At 43.4% G+C, this 15,192-nt stretch carries 12 protein-coding genes; 4 read left to right on the forward strand and 8 right to left on the reverse strand.

Going from position 1 to position 15,192, the window contains the following annotated elements; all coding sequences use genetic code 11:
- Nucleotides 1–5: 5 nt before the first annotated feature.
- Nucleotides 6–1,370 (reverse strand): MFS transporter, encoded by a 1,365-nt coding sequence (locus tag E0Z06_RS15245; protein ID WP_132586495.1) that lies wholly within the window; start codon nt 1,368–1,370, stop codon nt 6–8.
- A 224-nt stretch (nt 1,371–1,594) separates the two neighbouring features.
- On the opposite strand from E0Z06_RS15245, the gene uvrA reads away from it, so the two are divergent.
- Entirely contained in the window at nt 1,595–4,417 is a 2,823-nt protein-coding gene (uvrA, locus tag E0Z06_RS15250; protein ID WP_132586498.1) for an excinuclease ABC subunit UvrA, read from the forward strand.
- A gap of 54 nt (nt 4,418–4,471) precedes the next feature.
- On the opposite strand, the gene E0Z06_RS15255 is transcribed toward uvrA, so the two are convergent.
- The 5 genes from E0Z06_RS15255 to ccoG form a co-directional block, all read right to left on the reverse strand.
- Entirely contained in the window at nt 4,472–5,263 is a 792-nt protein-coding gene (locus tag E0Z06_RS15255; protein ID WP_132586501.1) for a putative porin, read from the reverse strand.
- A gap of 255 nt (nt 5,264–5,518) precedes the next feature.
- Nucleotides 5,519–6,163: a thiol:disulfide interchange protein DsbA/DsbL gene (locus tag E0Z06_RS15260; RefSeq protein WP_132586504.1), complete on the reverse strand. Its 645-nt coding sequence runs from the start codon at nt 6,161–6,163 to the stop codon at nt 5,519–5,521.
- A 20-nt stretch (nt 6,164–6,183) separates the two neighbouring features.
- A complete protein-coding gene (locus E0Z06_RS15265; RefSeq protein ID WP_132586507.1) occupies nt 6,184–6,816 on the reverse strand; it encodes a thiol:disulfide interchange protein DsbA/DsbL in 633 nt (210 codons plus the stop codon).
- A 49-nt stretch (nt 6,817–6,865) separates the two neighbouring features.
- On the reverse strand, nt 6,866–7,861 hold the full coding sequence (locus tag E0Z06_RS15270) for a serine/threonine protein kinase (protein ID WP_132586510.1): 996 nt from the start codon (nt 7,859–7,861) through the stop codon (nt 6,866–6,868).
- Complete coding sequence (gene ccoG / locus E0Z06_RS15275) at nt 7,858–9,288, reverse strand: cytochrome c oxidase accessory protein CcoG (RefSeq protein ID WP_207903108.1); 1,431 nt, start codon at nt 9,286–9,288, stop codon at nt 7,858–7,860. The genes E0Z06_RS15270 and ccoG overlap by 4 nt, the downstream gene beginning before the upstream one ends.
- 265 nt (nt 9,289–9,553) lie before the next feature.
- Here ccoG and E0Z06_RS15280 point away from each other — a divergent pair, with 265 nt between their 5' ends.
- On the forward strand, nt 9,554–9,916 hold the full coding sequence (locus E0Z06_RS15280) for a hypothetical protein (RefSeq protein WP_132586513.1): 363 nt from the start codon (nt 9,554–9,556) through the stop codon (nt 9,914–9,916).
- Nucleotides 9,917–9,930: 14 nt separating this feature from the next.
- Nucleotides 9,931–10,353: a DUF3010 family protein gene (locus E0Z06_RS15285; RefSeq protein ID WP_132586516.1), complete on the forward strand. Its 423-nt coding sequence runs from the start codon at nt 9,931–9,933 to the stop codon at nt 10,351–10,353.
- A gap of 64 nt (nt 10,354–10,417) precedes the next feature.
- Here the strand turns inward: E0Z06_RS15285 and E0Z06_RS15290 are convergent, their stop codons facing one another.
- Nucleotides 10,418–11,164, reverse strand: coding sequence for a peptidylprolyl isomerase (locus E0Z06_RS15290; protein ID WP_132586518.1), 747 nt, complete (start codon nt 11,162–11,164; stop codon nt 10,418–10,420).
- Between the two features lie 69 nt (nt 11,165–11,233).
- A complete protein-coding gene (locus tag E0Z06_RS15295) occupies nt 11,234–13,216 on the reverse strand; it encodes a DNA topoisomerase III (protein WP_132586520.1) in 1,983 nt (660 codons plus the stop codon).
- Nucleotides 13,217–13,383: 167 nt separating this feature from the next.
- Between E0Z06_RS15295 and E0Z06_RS15300 the strand changes: the two genes are divergently transcribed.
- Nucleotides 13,384–15,150, forward strand: coding sequence for a DNA-binding protein (locus E0Z06_RS15300; RefSeq protein ID WP_132586522.1), 1,767 nt, complete (start codon nt 13,384–13,386; stop codon nt 15,148–15,150).
- Nucleotides 15,151–15,192: the final 42 nt, after the last annotated feature.

Raw genomic sequence — 15,192 nt, forward strand, 5'->3', positions numbered from 1 at the left:
AAATATTAAGCCTTAGCGGCGGCAATCATTGTTTGTGCCTGCGCCGTATCAAATTGTGCTGAGCTAACTTTTAAATAACAACGCTGCTCGGCCAGTATTAATGTTACTTCTTGTACACCGGCTAGGGTGCTAAGTTTTGCTGCCAGTTGCTCGGCAGCTAATTCCGTTTCTACCGCGACGGCTAACGATAATCGTTGCGCGCGCTGAGGAATAATCAGTGTACTGGCAACCAGTAACCAAAGTAAACCTATTACCGCTAGCACAACAAACAGCATTTGATTACCAAACTGCTGCACTACCGCGCCACCAATTACACCGCCTAAAAAGGCACCAAAAAACTGACTGCTAGAATAAATCCCCATCGCACTGCCGCGTTGCCCAGCAGGCGCAATACGTGAAACTAGAGCGGGCAAACTGGCTTCTAAAAAATTGAAACCAATAAAAAACAACAACATACCGATAACTAAGCCAGTAAAATTGCCCAGTAATAACACCGTTAGCATGGCACTAATAAGTAAGGCAATCGCGAATAAAAAGAAGCCTTTTTCTTGCGCCTTACGCATCGCAATAATCATCATTGGTATCATTAATACAAATGAGCCTACTAATATCGGTAAATAAAACTGCCAATGTTTAACTGAATCTAAGCCGGTGTTGGTTAATAATTGCGGTAACGCAACAAAGGTAGCGGTTAGCATTAAATGCAATAACATAACGCCAAGATCTAGCTGAACGAGCTGCCGATTTTTTAGCATTTTAGCTAGGCTTTGCGGCAAGGCCAGCGTTTCGGCCATCGGCGCTTTTTGCACACTTTTAGGCACGACAAACCAGACCAACGCCATAGCCACTAGCGCCAAAATAGCGGTAAACCAAAACACTCCACTTAAACCAGCTAAGCGCGCGACTAAGGGCCCAACAACCATAGCAACAGCAAAAGATAAACCAATGCTGACGCCGATAATAGCCATTACTTTTGGCCGTTGTTCTTCGCGGGTTATGTCGGCCGCTAAGGCTAATACTGCTCCGGCGATGGCGCCACCACCTTGTAAAATGCGGCCCAAGGTTACCATGTAAACCGAATCGGCTAACGCTGCGACCACCGAGCCTAATGCAAATAGTACTAAACCACCCAGCATAACTTTATGCCGGCCGATACGATCTGATAACCACCCCATGGGAATTTGTAAAATGGCTTGCGTTAAACCATAGGCCCCGATGGCAATACCAATCCATAACGGAGAAAACCCAGCGAGCTCGCTGCCATATAGTGCAAACACCGGTAACAGCATAAATAAGCCTAGCATCCGGCTAGAGAATACTAAGGCTAAGGCTACCGCGGCACGTTTTTCTAAAGAGTTTAGTTGCTGCATCAGATCAGAATTAACCGTTAAATTAAGCGCGCTAGTGTAGCACACAATAGCCAGGTTTTAACCGCGTTTAGCGTTATTTGCCACCTAACGTGAGCTAAGCTTATTATCAAGTAAAGCAAACCATTGCTCGGTTTATAGCGTATAAACAGTGGTTTTTTCTTAGCCGCTTGTAGTGTATATTTGTACAGCTTCAGCGCTTTCACCGCCCGCAACTGGAAACCGTAATGGATAAAATTGATATTCGGGGTGCCCGCACCCACAATCTGAAAAATATTTCTTTAGTTATTCCTCGTAACCAATTGGTTGTTATTACGGGCTTATCTGGTTCTGGCAAGTCGTCATTAGCCTTTGATACATTATATGCTGAAGGCCAGCGTCGGTATGTTGAATCGCTTTCAGCCTATGCGCGGCAGTTTTTAAGTTTGATGGAAAAACCCGATGTTGATCATATTGAGGGCTTATCGCCAGCCATTTCTATCGAGCAAAAATCAACCTCGCACAACCCGCGCTCGACGGTGGGTACTATTACCGAAATTTACGATTACCTGCGTTTATTGTTTGCCCGAGTAGGCGAGCCGCGCTGCCCAACCCATGATTTGCCGCTAGCCGCACAAACTATTAGCGAAATGGTTGATAAGGTAACGACCTTTGCTGAAGGTACAAAATTAATGGTGCTGGCCCCCGTAGTACAAGAGCGTAAAGGCGAGCACGTTAAAACCTTAGAAAGTCTTGCCGCACAGGGCTATATTCGTGCCCGTATTGACGGTGAAGTATGTGATTTATCTGATCCACCTAAATTAGATTTACAGAAAAAACACACCATTGAAGTGGTTATTGACCGAATTAAAGTGCGTGATGATATTAAAACCCGGTTAGCCGAATCGTTTGAAACCGCATTGAGTTTATCCGGCGGCGTGGCCAAGGTAGCCTTTATGGACGACCCTGACGCCGAAGAATTAGTGTTTTCAGCTAATTTTGCCTGCCCAAGTTGTGGCTATTCCATGCATGAACTTGAACCACGCCTATTTTCGTTTAATAACCCGGCCGGTGCTTGCCAAAGCTGTGATGGCCTTGGTGTAAAACAATATTTTGATGCCAATAAAGTGATTGTTAGTGACGAGCTAAGTTTAGCCGGTGGCGCAATTCGCGGCTGGGACAAGCGTAACTTCTATTATTTTCAGATGTTAAAATCGCTAGCGGATCATTACGACTTTAAATTAGATGTGCCATTTAACGCGTTAGAAAAACACCAACGCGAGGCCATTTTACGCGGCAGCGGCAATATGGTAATCGACTTTAAATACCTAAATGACCGTGGCGATATTGTACAACGTAGCCACCCGTTTGAAGGCATTTTGCCAAATATGGAACGGCGTTACCGTGAGACTGAATCTAATTCAGTACGCGAAGAGCTTAGTAAGTACCTTGCCCATCAATCTTGCCCTAGCTGCAACGGCACTCGGCTGCGCGAAGAAGCTCGGCACGTATTTATTGGCAAAACTAATCTACCGCAAATTGTTGAATTGTCGATTGGCGATTGCATGGCGTTTTTCCAGCAACTAAGCCTAACAGGACAACGTGCACAGATAGCCGAAAAGGTACTAAAAGAAATTCAAGACCGGCTGAGCTTTTTGGTTAACGTTGGGCTTAACTACTTAAACCTGTCACGCAGCGCCGAAACCTTATCTGGCGGTGAAGCACAGCGCATTCGGTTAGCCAGCCAGATTGGCGCTGGTTTAGTCGGCGTAATGTATGTGTTAGATGAACCCTCTATTGGTTTGCACCAACGTGATAACGACCGCTTGTTAGGCACGCTTAAGCACTTACGCGATCTGGGTAACACCGTAATTGTGGTAGAGCACGATGAAGATGCAGTACGCATTGCTGACCACATCATTGATATTGGCCCAGGCGCCGGCGTGCATGGTGGCCATATTGTTGCTCAGGGCACCTTAGCCGAGGTTATGGCAGAGCCTGCTTCGCTAACTGGTCAGTACTTATCCGGCAGTCGAAAAATTGAAATACCACAACAACGACATAAGGCGGCTGATAAATGGTTAGAAGTATTAGGTGCAACGGGTAACAATTTAAAGAATGTTGATATTGCCATTCCGTTTGGCCTAATGACCTGCATTACCGGCGTGTCGGGTTCGGGTAAATCTACATTAATTAACGATACCTTATTTCGCGTGGCACATCGGGTGCTAAATAAAGGTGAAGGCGATGACCCCGCAGCACATCGTGAGATTAAAGGTTTAGAGCATTTCGATAAAGTTATCGATATTGATCAAAGCCCCATTGGCCGAACACCACGCTCAAACGCCGCTACCTATACCGGTATTTTTACCGCAGTACGCGAGTTGTTTGCTGGCACGCAAGAAGCGCGTTCGCGCGGTTATCAGGTTGGTCGGTTTAGCTTTAACGTAAAAGGTGGCCGCTGCGAAGCCTGCCAAGGCGATGGCCTTATTAAAGTAGAAATGCACTTTTTACCCGACGTCTATGTGCCGTGCGATGTATGCAAAAGTAAGCGTTACAACCGTGAAACACTGGAAATAAAATACAAAGGTAAAAATATTCACGAAGTACTGGATATGACGGTTGAAGATGCACTGGAGTACTTTAAGGCTATTCCCGCCATTAACCGCAAACTGCAAACCTTAACCGATGTAGGCTTAAGCTATATTAAGTTGGGCCAATCGGCGACCACGTTATCAGGCGGTGAAGCACAGCGGGTTAAATTAGCGCGCGAACTAAGCAAACGCGACACCGGTAAAACACTGTATATTTTAGATGAGCCTACCACCGGCTTACACTTTTACGATATTCAGCAATTACTTAACGTATTACATCGCTTGCGTGATCACGGCAACAGCATTGTGGTTATTGAGCATAATTTAGATGTGATTAAAACCGCCGACTGGATTATCGACTTAGGCCCAGAAGGTGGTAGTGGCGGCGGTGAAATATTAATTGCCGGTACACCAGAGCAGGTTGCAGCTTGCGAAACCTCTTATACTGGCCATTATTTAAAACCGTTATTAGCCTAAATAAAAACGGGGCACAAATAGTGCCCCAAAACGCTAGTATGAAACTAATAAAACCTAGAACTGGCCAGTTACGCCAACATTGTAGCTTTTAAGCTCAGAGTTGTCGGCATTGCCACTGTACGCAACTTGTAAAGCCCAGTTTGGGTTAAAGTAATGCTTGGCGTTTAAACTATAAAAATCAGCTTTATCGTAAGAAAAACCTACTGAAGTCATGCTAGAGAAGTAATAATCTGCCATTACACCCCAAGATGTGCTGTGGATAGTGCGATTAATAGATACACCAGCAGCAATATAGCGGCCGTCTGCTAAAGCAGCAAAGTATTTACTGCTTACGCCGTATTCATCAAATTCTTCGTCAGTTTGTGCAGTAAAGCCAATATAGTCGTTACCTTCTAACTGATGATTATAACGAGCAGAAAACAAGTAACTTGCGCTAACGTCTTGTTCTTTATCCATATCAACTTTAACTAAAAAATCATCTGAAATTAAATAGCCAACGCCAATTGCCATACCATTAGAATCATCGAAGCGTGCAAAACCAGCAGAAACGACAAACTTATTATCGATGAAATACTCACCGCCAACAGATAGTGCATTTTCACCTGAAGCGCGACCAACAGAGGCATTCACGTTAGTTACTTTATTGATATATTCAAACTGATCTAACGGACCTAAAGTTTGTTTTTTATCAAAAAAATACTGACCTTCTAATCTCCAGATATTTTGACTATTGCCAGCAAAGCGCACGTGGTCAACGTTCAGACCAGTGAAAACCTGGTACTCTTCAGCAGACACCGCTGCGGCTGCAGTAATTGCAATTACTGGTAATATGTATTTTAGCGCCATTATTAAATTTCTCTAAGTTGGTGAAGACGGCGCGCATCATACAGATCACACATTCAGAATGTAAATTAAAAGCATGCAAAAAATAAATAATTGCATCCAAAGTTAAATTAATGGCACATCTGTTAACGCAAGTTAAGTTGTGAAGCTGTCGATAAAAATAAAGCAGGGTAGCAAAAACTTTGCTACCCTGCTTTATTCTGACTGCGCTTAGTACAGCAAAGTACTTAGCGCACTTTAGGTTGTACGCAGTAATTATTAACTAGCGGTGTTTTCTTTTTCTAGCAAGAAGTTAATTAATTCTAGTAATTCAGTTTCTAAATTATTGCGGTTTAATGCCGCCTGATTAATCTTGTATTTACCGCTAACAATTAGCATGGGTACACCATTTAACACCCGGCTTTCTGACAGTTCTTCTTGTTCTTTTTTCATCTGGCTAGCCGCACCGCGCACGGAGAAGCTTTTCATCGCTTTGTCATAGGTTTCAGCGTCGATATCATTCAATAATATTAAGCTTCGGATCTCGCCCTCATTACTAAATGGCGCACGATTACGATGAATTTGATTAAAGAATGCACTAGCAATAGCGTCACCCTTACCTAAGCCTTTCGCCACTATATATGCGCGTGTCATCGCATTTTGTAGTTCAGGTGAGGCTGCGCGAATAAAGTCGACATGAGATTTTTTAAACTCAACACCCTCGGGTAGTTTTTTCGCTACGCTTTGTGCTACCGGTTCAAATGCATTACAACCACCACAATAAAATGAAAAATACTCTTTTACTTCAGCCTTAGGCGAAGCTTTAGCTGCAATAACTTCATAGTGCTTACCTTCAACAAAGGTTGCCGCATTGATACTGGTTAGTGGCAATAATAATGCTAACGCGATAAATATACTTTTCATCTGTTGTTATACCCTTATGGCTATTTTTCTAATAGAAATGCAATTAAGTCTTGTAACTCTTGTTCAAGATTATGCGCGTCCAACTCACCAAGGTTAATTCTATATTTACCGTTAACCAGTAACATAGGCACCCCAGTTAGTACTCGGCGCGCAGCGAGGTCATTTTGCTCGTTTTTCATTTGCTTAACCGCCGCCGTAACCTGCGCGCTTTGCAGCGCTTGGTCGTAGACTTTAGCGTCTAAGTCGTTAATCAACATCAGCTGACGAATGTCAGCCGCATCATTAAACACCGCATGGTTTCGATGAATATGATTAAAAATAGCCATAGCTATTTTATCGCCTTGCTGCTGCGAATTAGCAACCACATAGGCTCTTGTTAATAACTCTTGGATTTCTGGCGGTGCAGAGCGCATAAAATCGACATGCATTTTTTTAAACGCCGTACCTTCTGGCAGTTTGTGCTCTACATTTTGCATAAATGGTTCAAATTGATAGCAATGCGGGCAGTAAAACGAGAAAAACTCTTTAACTTCAGGTGTTGTAGTTTGAGTATCGGCAACCACGTCGTATTGCTTGCCTTCGACAAACCTTGGCTCAGCGCAAGCGGTAAGCGAAGTTAGTAAAGCGAGTATTAAAATAAATTTATTTTTCATTATGCGCGTTGTCCTCAGCATGAGCTTGCTAGCGCAGCTTAACAAAAACTCAGTAATCTGGCACTAAAGAAAGAGGGGCTTGTTGGAGAAAAAACAATTGTTCTTTTAACACCAAGCATTGTTGTTCCCAGTATTTGTCTGTTGCAAACCACGGAAAGTTCATTGGAAAAGCGGGGTCTTGCCAACGGCGCGCTAACCATGCCATGTAATGCACCATCCGCATAGCTCTTAATGGCTCAATGAGCCTTAACTCTGCAGGATCAAATTCGTAGTATTGTTCATATTCTTCTAGCATTAGCTCTAGCGTGTCGCGTTGTTGTTGGCGGTCGCCTGATAGCATCATCCATAAATCTTGTATTGCCGGGCCACTGCGACAATCATCTAAGTCAACAAAAAACGGCCCTTGGTCGACATAAAATAAATTACCGGCGTGGCAATCGCCATGCAAACGGATCATACGTTTTGGTTGGTATTGCGCAATACAAAGCGCAATAACTTGTTCTAGCACCACATCAAAAGCTGGACGTATATAACTAGGAATATAAGGTAAGGCGTTAAGTACTTGCTGGCTTTGTAATAGCTGGCTTTCAATAGTAAAGGCTGGCCGATGTATAAATTTTTTCGCATTGCCCACCAAATGCAGCCGGCCTAAAAAGCGTCCTAACATGGCCAGCTGCTCGTCGTTATCCACTTCAAGCGTACGGCCACCACGGCTGGGGAACAAGGCAAAATAGTACCCCATATACTGCTGCAACGACTGGCCATTAATGACAAACGGTGCAACGACAGGTATATCGGCGGCAGCTAACTCAAAGGCAAAGCTATGTTCTTCTAATAACTGTTGTTCGGTCCAACGTTGTGGTCGATAAAACTTAACGACATATTTCTCGGGCCGCAGCCCATCCGCGACATAGGCACTAAACTGATAAACTCGGTTTTCGTAACTATTTAGCGCCAACAAGCCAGAGCTAACATCTAAACCACAATGAGTAAGCGCATCAAGGATCAGATCTGGCTGTAGGGTACTAAAATCAAATACGCTCATCGACTGCCTAGAAAAAACTTAGTCGATTGCTGTAGCTGCACATCAGCTTCGCCTTGCTGTTGTACGGTAAAAGTAACAGGAATAGTATTTAGCTCAGTACTGTAGGGATCTAGCGCCAAGCTAATAGTGACACTGCGCGTTTCACCACCTTGTAAGCTAACTTGTTGCATACCAATCCACTGGAAACTCATTTCGGCAGCAACGCTAACATCAAACACCGTTGCTCGCTGCGATTTGTTAGAAATACTTAAGGTGTAGGTATTTTCAACTAAACCTGTGTCGGTTAAACGGAACAATGAGCCTCGGTCACGAATAATATTCATTTCCAGCGGCACCCGGGTGTATAAAGTCCAAATAAAGGCTGACGTCACCGCAACCAGCACCAGAATATATCCCAGCAGTTTGGGCCTTAATATGCGCGTCGGCTTGCCATTTAAGCTGTGCTCAGTGGTGTAGCGAATAAGGCCTGTCGGGTAACCCATTTTATTCATGGTGTCGTCGCAAGCATCAACACAGGCACCGCAATTAATACATTCGTACTGCAAGCCGTTACGAATATCAATACCGGTGGGGCAAACATGCACACAAAGATTACAATCAATACAATCGCCTAAGCCTTTGGCTTTGTAGTCTTTATCTTTACGGCTACGCGCGCCTCGATTTTCACCGCGTTTTTCATCATAGGTTACCGTAAAAGTATCTTTATCGAACATTGCTGATTGAAAACGAGCGTAAGGGCAAATATGCGTACACATAATTTCACGCATCCAGCCGGCATTACCGTAGGTACATAGCGCAAAAAACCATACTGAAACAACCGCCCAAAACCCGGCGTCAAAGGTGAAAAACTCAATAAATAACGTATCGACTGGCGTAAAGTAGCCAACAAAGATAAGTGCAGTAAGCAGCGAAAACGCTAGCCAACAAAAGTGAGTAGCTGCTTTTTTAAAAAATTTACTTGCCGTCCAAGGATCGGCGTCTAGCTTCATTCGCTGATTACGTGTGCCCTGTATTTTTTCTTCGAACCAAATAAAAATAAAGGTCCATACCGTTTGCGGACATAAATAACCGCACCACACGCGACCATAAAATGCGGTGATAAAAAATAGCCCATAAGCGGCGATGATAAAAATCCACGCTAGAATGGTAAAGTCTTGCGGCCATAAGGTTAAGGCAAAGATATTAAATTTCTGCTCTGTTATATCCAATAAAATGGCTTGATTACCGTCATATTTAAGCCATGGCAACAGCATAAATAGCCCTAGAAACGCAAAGCCAATATAACGCCGAATAAGCTGGTGCAAACCTTTAACAGCTCGCACGTATATCCGATCTCTTGGTTTGTAATTTGACGATTTAGCTGCGTCAGGTATGTGTACTTCTACATGCACTGGGATATTTTTAATATCTATTTTTTGCTGATCCACCGATGACCCCATTACTGCCGGTTGCAAGATTTGCAGAGTATAACAGCTTACGTGCTGATTTTGTTGACCTACAACAAGGCAAAATTTATGTGTAAAATAATTCTGACACCAATTAGATGGTTTTTGCAGCAAAATTGGCAACCGCGTTAATTTCCAGAGTAAGCTGTGTAAACAACACTGAAAACGAACAGATATCTTTTTGCTACGATGCAGTCTGCGCTACTATTCGATACAATGGCCACAAAGTAGCTTGAGGTATAAAGTAATGAAAAAGTTTTTTTTGCTAGTGGTAATTGTGTTGTTACTCATTACATTTTCAGACACTGATATGCTAAGGCCATATCGAGATCAGTTGTACGAGCTGATTCAGGATAATGTGCCCTCTGTCGGTGACAACAAAGATGCGGCATTACGCAAAATACAGAAACAACTATTAACCTTGTCAGAACAATGGGGCGAGGAGCAGCGAGCTGTTCTGGAAAAAGCCAGTAGCAGCATCGAAAATATAAAAAAGTTTCATCGTAACTACTGCATAAATAACGACTTTAATCCAATTTTGTTTGGTGACCCGCTAAAACAAAGTTGCGTAGTGATTGAAAACAATTATGACAATTTACTTAAACCTTAAACAGAGAGCTTTTTATGCGCACATGCGGTATCGAAATTAAGGGCAGCGAAGCAATAATCTGTCTGATGACATTAAATAACGGTTTATTTGAACTGCCCGACTGTAGGCAAAATCGCTTTGCCTTAAGCAAAGATCAAGATCAGCAGCAAATGCGGCATTTTCAGTTTACCTTTGCCAAATTTATTCAAGATTACCAAGTTACTCAGTTGGTTATTAAAGAGCGGCCGCAAAAAGGTAAGTTTGCTGGTGGTGCGGTAGGTTTTAAAATTGAAACCGCATTGCAACTTATAGAAAACTGCAACTGCACTATTATTAGTGCCACCGAGTTAAAAGAAAAAATAAAGCGCTATCCAATACCTGTCGACTTTAAAGAAACCGGACTAAAAATATTTCAAGAAACGGCATTTTTAGCAGGCTACGCGTTTTTAGCTAAATAAGCGCGACTAAGTTCTGACATGTTACAGATTATAAAAACGGCGCTTAAAGCGCCGTTTTTTCTATTTAGTACTTGCGTCGGCGCAGCGCTAATAAGCTTAGTGGTAACAGCAACCAACCAAAGCTACCGCCACTACTTTCTGGAGCAGGCCCTATGTTCGGCGCCAGTGTTAACCCCGCGGCCGTATTTGCTCTTGGGTCTACCACTACAACTGATTCAATAGTAACAAAGTTAGCGGTCGCTAACGGCTTGTTATTATCACGATCGGTATTGCTATAATCACGTAGCGGTAAATCACTAATACCATTAAAGTTATAGCGCGGAAGTTTAGCAATAGCATCAATAACTTCCATGCCGGCACCACTAATTTGGCCAAATACGGTAAAACCGCTATTTTGCCGATCTAAATTTTCCGCATTGTTCGCTAAGTTAATAAACCATTGATTTGTAGCACTATTAGGGTTGCCCCCTACTTTTGCCATCGCAATGGTAGCGCGCACATTCGACCACTTAGGTTCATTAACAATAGCAGCATTGGTAGTAGTGGCTTTTAATGGCAACTTTTCGTCAAATACAAAACCACCGCCTTGCACAATAAAACCCGGTACTGACCGATGAATAACGGTACCGTTATATCGACCTGAGCTAACGTAGTTAAGAAAATTTTGCACTGTCGTCGGTGTGGTTTCGTCATATAAGTTAACTTCAAACTTACCTAAGTTAGTCGTTACTTCTACTATCGTCGCTTGTGCTAGGCTACTACCTGCTATGGCTAAAGTAGCCAGCAGGGTTTTAAATACTTTGGTTGACATAACATTGTTCTCCATAATTTGTCCTGCAGCATAAATCAGGCAATAAACCAAAAGCCAGTGCGATAACAATTAATTACTTTTACGAACCGCTGTGGTTTTATACTTATAACGACCTTGCTTAGCCGATTTATTCGCAGTCGCAGATTTATTAGTACGCCAACGTGGCTTTTTAGCAGCCATAACAACACTTGGACAAATAGCCGCAGCACCATTAACCAGCTGGGTTAGCTGTAACAGCAATGGTTGCATAAATGCATGGTAGCTTTGTTCGCGCTGGCATATTGCATTTAATGCCGCTTCCCAACGCGCCGTCATATCGGGTAACACCGCCTCGGCTGGTAAAGCATTAATTAGTGCAATCCCGGTTGCCGTTGCCTGAATTTGCTTGCCAACCCGAATTAAATAGCCTCGTTTAAACAATAATTCGATAATACCGGCTCGAGTGGCCTCAGTGCCTAAACCGTCGGTATCACGTAAAATTTTGCGCACAGCTTCATCAGAAACATAGCGGCTAATACCTGTCATTGCGGCCAATAAAGTCGCATCCGTAAATGCTTGTGGTGGCGTAGTCTGCTTTTCTAACAGTTGGGTGTTAATGCAGCTTAATACCTGCCCCAGCTGCAACTTAGGTAAAGCTTGTCGCGACAGTATCTGCTCTGCGCTATCTGCCGGCCTTTTTTGTTCGCTATCATTGCGAAATAACTGCTTCCAACCGGCACTTAGCTCAACTCTGGTTTTAGCAACAAAGCAGCCGCCAGCAATGGTTAGTTCAACACGGCTATCGGTGTAACAAAAAGCAGGATAAAACTGGGCCAAGTATTGCCGAGCGATAAGTTGATATAACCGCTGCTCGGTTGTACTTAGTCGGTTTAGTGGTTGTCGCTTCTCGGTAGGAATAATCGCGTGGTGCGCCGTTACTTTTGCATCATTCCACGCCTTGCTAACTAAGCGGGTGTTAGCCTGCGCTACTGCAGAAGCCAGTTCATGGTCATTGCTGGCTATTGCTTGGCATACCGCAGTCGCTTGTTTTAGCTGCTCATTAGGTAAATATCGGCTATCTGAACGCGGATAGGTAATAAGTTTATGTTTTTCATACAATTGCTGGCAACTATCAAGCACTTGCTGCGCGGTAATGCCATAACGTTTGGCTGCATCAATTTGCAGTGCGGATAAACTATAGGGCAGTGGTGCTGATTGCTGGCCATCTTTGTGCTCTAACTTGCTCACTACCGCGGGCTGATTACTAATTTTTTGCTGTACCCTTTCTGCTAACGCCCTCAGCAAAACTCGCCCATCTTCATCTTGCCAGGGTACACAAGCCGCGCTAGGCTGCCACAGCGCACTAAACTGCTGCTTATCTTCAGTTTCTAACTCGGCTAGTACCTGATAAAACGGTTTAGAGACAAAGTCAGCTATTTCTTTATCACGCCGCACCACTAAGCCTAATAGCGGTGTTTGCACGCGACCGACGGATAAAACCCCCTGATACCCAACCTTTTGCCCTTGTAGGGTATAAGCTCTGGTCATATTGAGGCCATAAAGCCAATCGGCTCGGCTGCGGGCGAGCGCCGACGTAGACAGAGGTACAAATTCTTTATTTAGCTTTAGCTGCGTTAATGCGCGCTTTACCGCGGGCGGGTTAAGATCGCTAATTAGCAAACGCTGGGTGTTGGCCAGTTTTTCACCTGTAACACCGCAATAGGCAAGCACTTCATCAACTAATAACTGCCCCTCACGATCAGGGTCTCCGGCATGTACAATGCTATCTGCTTGTTTTAACAGTTTTTTAATAACAGCCAACTGTTTCGCTGCCGACTTGCGTATCTTCAACTGCCATTTGTCTGGAATTATAGGTAGTTGTGCTGCCTGCCAGCGCTTAAAATCAGGGTTGTAGTCTTCAGGCTCTGCTTGCTCTAATAAATGGCCTATGCACCAGCTTACAACATCACCATTGGCAAGGCGTATGTAGCCGTTTTCCTTATACTGAGGAGCAGGAAAAACAGCAGCTATCGCCCTACCTAAACTAGGCTTTTCAGCAATATAAAGTTTCATCGCAACACCACACTGTTTTTATATACAGCAATCTAGCGGTTAGAAGCCAAATATGCAAAGAAAATGTAATTAAAATTTGGCTTTAACGAAAAAGCGCTTAGAATGTTTATATATTTATTTATTGGTAATTGTTGGGCTTTGTTCCCAACTTGGTTGGATGTAGAGCAATGCAATATAGTGAAATTAAGAAAATCTGCGATGACTTACATAAAACAGGCAAGCCTGTTTCACTAGATTATTTAATTTCTCAGGTTCCTGGGGCTCAAGCTAGCCTAGTCGTACACTATCAAAAGTGGCGTAATGAACAAGCTAATGTAGCATCAACGCCGACGTCTGGAGAAAGTATGTTCAGCGAAGATTTTGTTACTGCGTTTCAGCGCGAGTCTCAACAGCATGCCAAAAAATTAACCGACCAACTTAACCAACAATTGCAACAAGCTATGCAAGCGGAAATACTTGCCGCTGAGCATAATCGTGAATTACAGCTTGAAGTTGAACAGCTACAGCAACGAAAATCAGAACTGGAATCTAGTTTACAGCAGCAACAGCAGCAGCTTTCTACTCAAGCAGAAAAATATTCTAGTTTAAGTGAAGACCGTGATCAGGCGCAGGCATTAAGTAAATCTCAGCAACTGCAGTTAGATGAAGCCAAAGCACGATTGACCGAACAACAAGCAATAATTGCTCAAGCTGAGCAAGAGTTAACGTTAAGTAAAGCTACTCTAGAGCATGTACAGCAGCAATTTAGTGCAGCGCAACAAGAAGCTGAACAAGCTAAAAACGACGCAGAACAATTGCAGTTAAAATTAATCGCTGCTCAGCAAGCGCAAGACGAACTAGAAGAGCAATTACAGAATGAGCAGCAGCTTAATCAGCAAAAGCTTCAGCAATTACAAAGCGAATTGGCCAGCGCAGAGCAAGAATTAGAACCGCTACAAGCAAAAATAAAAGCTCAAGAACAGTTAGAACAGCAAGTAAAGCTATTGGAAGAGGCAAAAGCTAAGGTAGCAACAGAGCTTGATGCGGCGCAAAAAGCCAGTAAAAAGACACTATTAGACCTACAAACCCGCGAGCATGATGTTACCGAACTGCAAGCCATGCTAAACGAGTTTGAAAATAAACTACATCAAGCGACTAAAACTGAAACCCAAGCTGTAGCACTAACTAAAAGATTACAAGCGCAGTTAGAACAAGCGCAACGGGCAATAGAAGAGCAAGAGTCGGGTAATTATACCGCTGTACCTGTTGCCACTAGCGATAGTAATAATGATACTTTAATTCATGAGTTAACTGAGTCACAACAACAGCTTGCGAGTGCGCAACAGTTAGTTGAACAGCTTACGGCGGAACGCGATCAGGCGTTAAGTAAATTAGAGCAAAACCAGCAACAAGAACCTAGTATTGCGCTTGAAACCAATACAAGTAATGAGCAAGATCTCGCTACCATCACGCAGCAAGAACAAGAACTTGAAACACTAAACCAGCAGCTCACTAAGTTAAACAAAGAGCTTGACCACATAAAACGCGAAGCAGAAGTACAGCGCGACAATGCCATTAAGGCACAAGAGCAGCTGGATGCAATGCAAAACGTGCAATCTACCGAGATAGATGACTCTCAGGATATTCAGGCTACGCTAGAGCAACTGCGTAACAATAACGCCATGCTAAAAGAGCAAAGCGCGATTACGGCTAATCATCAGTCGGAACAACGCGAAGTAATTCGCCAATTACGCGAAGAATTACAGCAACACCGCGATCTAGTCGCAGACATTCAGTTAGAAAAAGACAAACTGAAAAAAGAGCGCTCACAACTCGAACAACAAGTTAGCTTTGTTAAAGATAACGCAGCAGCTACCATTGAGCGATTAACGCGCTACCGCGAGCAAGCTCAAGAAAAAATTGAGAAGTTAGAGAAAAAACTTAGCGGCGCTTAATGGGGTCACCTTTACTTAAAAACTGAATTAAAAAACAGCTGC

This window comes from Rheinheimera sp. D18, from assembly GCF_004345025.1.
GTDB classification, from domain to species: Bacteria; Pseudomonadota; Gammaproteobacteria; order Enterobacterales; family Alteromonadaceae; genus Alishewanella; species Alishewanella metallidurans.

Coding starts and splice junctions, on each gene's coding strand:
- E0Z06_RS15295 (WP_132586520.1), bottom strand. CDS start 13,216: ATGAAACTTTATATTGCTGAAAAGCCTAGTTTAGGTAGGGCGATAGCT.
- E0Z06_RS15270 (WP_132586510.1), bottom strand. CDS start 7,861: ATGAGCGTATTTGATTTTAGTACCCTACAGCCAGATCTGATCCTTGAT.
- E0Z06_RS15285 (WP_132586516.1), top strand. CDS start 9,931: ATGCGCACATGCGGTATCGAAATTAAGGGCAGCGAAGCAATAATCTGT.
- E0Z06_RS15280 (WP_132586513.1), top strand. CDS start 9,554: ATGAAAAAGTTTTTTTTGCTAGTGGTAATTGTGTTGTTACTCATTACA.
- E0Z06_RS15265 (WP_132586507.1), bottom strand. CDS start 6,816: ATGAAAAATAAATTTATTTTAATACTCGCTTTACTAACTTCGCTTACC.
- uvrA (WP_132586498.1), top strand. CDS start 1,595: ATGGATAAAATTGATATTCGGGGTGCCCGCACCCACAATCTGAAAAAT.
- E0Z06_RS15300 (WP_132586522.1), top strand. CDS start 13,384: ATGCAATATAGTGAAATTAAGAAAATCTGCGATGACTTACATAAAACA.
- E0Z06_RS15255 (WP_132586501.1), bottom strand. CDS start 5,263: ATGGCGCTAAAATACATATTACCAGTAATTGCAATTACTGCAGCCGCA.
- E0Z06_RS15290 (WP_132586518.1), bottom strand. CDS start 11,164: ATGTCAACCAAAGTATTTAAAACCCTGCTGGCTACTTTAGCCATAGCA.
- E0Z06_RS15260 (WP_132586504.1), bottom strand. CDS start 6,163: ATGAAAAGTATATTTATCGCGTTAGCATTATTATTGCCACTAACCAGT.
- E0Z06_RS15245 (WP_132586495.1), bottom strand. CDS start 1,370: ATGCAGCAACTAAACTCTTTAGAAAAACGTGCCGCGGTAGCCTTAGCC.